The organism is Candidatus Protofrankia californiensis, assembly GCF_900634765.1.
Taxonomy (GTDB): Bacteria; Actinomycetota; Actinomycetes; order Frankiales; family Frankiaceae; genus Protofrankia; species Protofrankia californiensis.
In genome coordinates, this window is record NZ_CAAAFT010000105.1 from 28002 (window position 1) to 30972 (window position 2971).

Annotated in this window: 2 protein-coding genes; one reads left to right on the forward strand and one right to left on the reverse strand. The window is 68.8% G+C overall.

Going from position 1 to position 2971, the window contains the following annotated elements; all coding sequences use genetic code 11:
• On the reverse strand, positions 1 to 975 hold the full coding sequence (locus tag DD1DGNOD_RS06365) for a hypothetical protein (protein ID WP_131765677.1): 975 nt from the start codon (positions 973 to 975) through the stop codon (positions 1 to 3).
• A gap of 689 nt (positions 976 to 1664) precedes the next feature.
• Here DD1DGNOD_RS06365 and prfB point away from each other — a divergent pair.
• A complete protein-coding gene (gene prfB, locus DD1DGNOD_RS06370) occupies positions 1665 to 2765 on the forward strand; it encodes a peptide chain release factor 2 (protein WP_131765678.1) in 1101 nt (366 codons plus the stop codon).
• Positions 2766 to 2971 lie beyond the last annotated feature (206 nt).

Sequence of the window (2971 nt, forward strand, 5' to 3'; positions counted from 1 at the left end):
TCAGAACCAGGGGGACGTGGTGGCGATCAGGTCGTCCATGTCATGGCCGGTGCGTCTGGTGGCGAGCGCGGAGATGTCGTGCACGAGCCGGGCGACCCATTCCGCCGGCCGTTGCAGGGAGAGGGTCACCGCCCGTGAGGCATGGTGCCTGGCCTCGTAGGGGTCCGGGCGGTCGCGGCTGAGCGCTGCCCGTGCCCGTGCCATGTACACCGAGATCACCATCCCGGTCTGCCCGCTGTTCGTGATCAGCTCGGAGGCCCGCTCAAGATGGGGTCCGGCGTCCTCCGCGACGCCGACGGTGGTCAACGCCTCGGCGGAGGCGAGCGCGAGGTCCGCGGGGGAGTAGGTGTCGAGCGCGAATCCCGGACGTCCCTGCGCGGAGCTGTCCAGCAGTTCCATGATCTTCCAGGCGTGGGCCACCGAACGCCGGACCCCGGCGACGTCGCCGACCGCGGCATACGAACTGGCCGAGACCTTGCCGGCGACCAGGGCTCGGGCCGGGCTTGTTCCGGCGATGCGGCCCGCGGCATCGGCGATCTGTAGCGCCACCGCCGGATTGTGCTGGCGCACCACCCGGGCGCGGACGGTCAGCGCGCGGCCGGCGAGCGGTCCGTCGCCGGCCGCGCGAGCCACCGTCGCCGCCCGATCGGCCAGCGACATGGCATCGCTGTGGCGGCCCTGGTCGTAGGCGGCTCCCGCCATGGTGGTGGTCACGGCCGCGTGCAGCCGCATCCAGTCCAGCGCGACCGACCCTCGCAGCCGCCGCGCACGTGGCACCGTGCGCATGGTCTCCTCCAGAGCCGTCAGACCGGAGACGATGCCGGCCAGGTCGGACGTCTCATAGGTGTCCAGCGCCTGTTCCAGGGCCTGTGCGCAGGCTTCGTGCAGGTCGCTGGTATTTGCCTGGTCGGTCATGGCGACAATGGGAGCCACGGTGGCCGCGAGCACCCGTCGTCGGTCGGCAGGCTCAGGCATGTCGGCGTCCTTCGGGCTCGTGCGGGCCATATTGCCGCGGTCCTCTTCCCACCCGAAGGGTGACGGGGCGGTGGCAGGGGACTCCCCGTGTCACCGGTGCTGATTCCGGCAAGCCCTGGAAGGGCACTCGCGACGTCACCACGTCCAGACCGAAGAGGCCACTGGTTGCTAAAGATAGCGTTTCGGAACGCCTGCCGCTTCCGTGCCGGGATGCGGGAGTGTGTTGTACGTCTCTCAGGCCTATTACGCCGACGGGCTGATCGCCGTCCGATCGCGGGTCGTGCCGGAGTGAATTACCGACCTGTAACGCCGTTTCTTTTCCGTAACATTGTTTCCTCGTTATTTCGTCTTGCGTGTCGGCGTTTCTGCCGGATGACGCCGCTGCGATTGTGCTGGGACGGCAGGTGCGGACAACGCGGTTTCGTGGCCACGGCCGTGCTTCCCACGCTTCCCATGTTCCCTCCATGCGCTCCCACCTGCTTGCTTCCCGCGGCCTTCGGTGCACGACCCCCTTCCCGCGGGCTCCGTCCCACGGCCCGTCCAACGGCATGTCGGGCGGCATGCCGGGCCGGGCGGGGGGTGCCGGTAAGCCGCGCTCCGCGCCGCCGGCAAGCCGTGATCCGTACCGGATGGAAAATCAAGATCTGTATGGATGGGGGTGGGGTGCGTCCGAAGGTAAGGTGGGTCTCATGGCCGCCGACATCACAGAGGAGATCAAGGCTCTCGACGCGACGCTCGCCGGGATCGAAGCCGTCCTTGATCTTGATAGCCTCCGGCGTCGCGCAGCCGACCTGGAGCGCGAGGCAGCAGACCCGCAGCTGTGGAGCGATCAGGACCGCGCCCAGGCCGTGACCCGGCGGCTGTCGTCGGTGCGTGGGGACATCTCGCGGATCGAAGCGTTGCGCAGGCGTCTCGACGACGTCATCGCCGCCCTCGATCTGGGGGATGACGACCTGCTCGCCGAGGCCGCGAACGACCTGCCCACGCTGGCCCGCGACATCTCCGTGCTCGAGGTCCGCACCCTGCTGTCCGGCGAGTACGACGAGCGTGACGCGATCGTCCAGCTCTCGGCCGGCGCCGGCGGCGTGGACGCCGCCGACTGGACCGCGATGCTGCTGCGCATGTACCTGCGGTGGGCCGAACGGCACGGCTATGCCACCGAGGTGTTCGACACCTCCGAGGCTGAGGAGGCGGGCCTGAAGTCCGCCACGTTCCAGATCAAGGCTCCCTACGGGTACGGGACGTTGCGCAGCGAGCACGGCGTCCACCGGCTCGTGCGGATCAGCCCCTTCGACAACCAGAACAGGCGGCAGACCTCGTTCGCCGGGGTCGAGGTGACGCCCGTGGTCGAGCAGTCCGACCATGTCGAGATCGACGACAAGGAACTGCGGATCGACATCTTCCGTTCGTCCGGACCGGGTGGGCAGGGCGTCAACACCACCGACTCCGCGGTGCGGATCACTCATCTGCCCACCAACATCGTGGTGACCTGCCAGAATGAACGCAGCCAGCTGCAGAACAAGGCCGCGGCCATGATGGTGCTCCAGGCGAAACTGCTCGAGCGCAGGCGCGCCGAGGAGGCTGCCGAAAAGCAGCGACTGACCGGTGGCCCGCAGGACGTCTCCTTCGGTTCCCAGATCCGCAACTACGTCCTGCACCCGTACCAGATGGTGAAGGACCTGCGGACCGAGGTCGAGACGTCCGGTACGGCAGCGGTGCTGGACGGCGACATCGACGAGTTCATCGACGCAGAGATCCGTTGGCGACGGACCGCGGAGCAGCAGGGATAGTCCCGACGGCGGCCCCCGCCAGGGGCGATCGGACACCGGCGGCGTGAAGCCGCCGGCGGCGTCAGGAAGCCGGCGTGCAACGAACGGTCGGAGCGCGGCCGGGCGTCCGCGGCGGTTCCGGCACGGCGCCGTTGTACCTGACTTCGGGTTGTGCCTGGTCTTGGGCTGGACCCGAGATCGGGCTGGACGTGAGATCGGGCTGGACG

What these genes read in the sequence shown, in the direction of transcription:
- DD1DGNOD_RS06365 (WP_131765677.1), bottom strand. Translation starts at nt 975, where the DNA reads ATGCCTGAGCCTGCCGACCGACGACGGGTGCTCGCGGCCACCGTGGCT.
- prfB (WP_131765678.1), top strand. Translation starts at nt 1,665, where the DNA reads ATGGCCGCCGACATCACAGAGGAGATCAAGGCTCTCGACGCGACGCTC.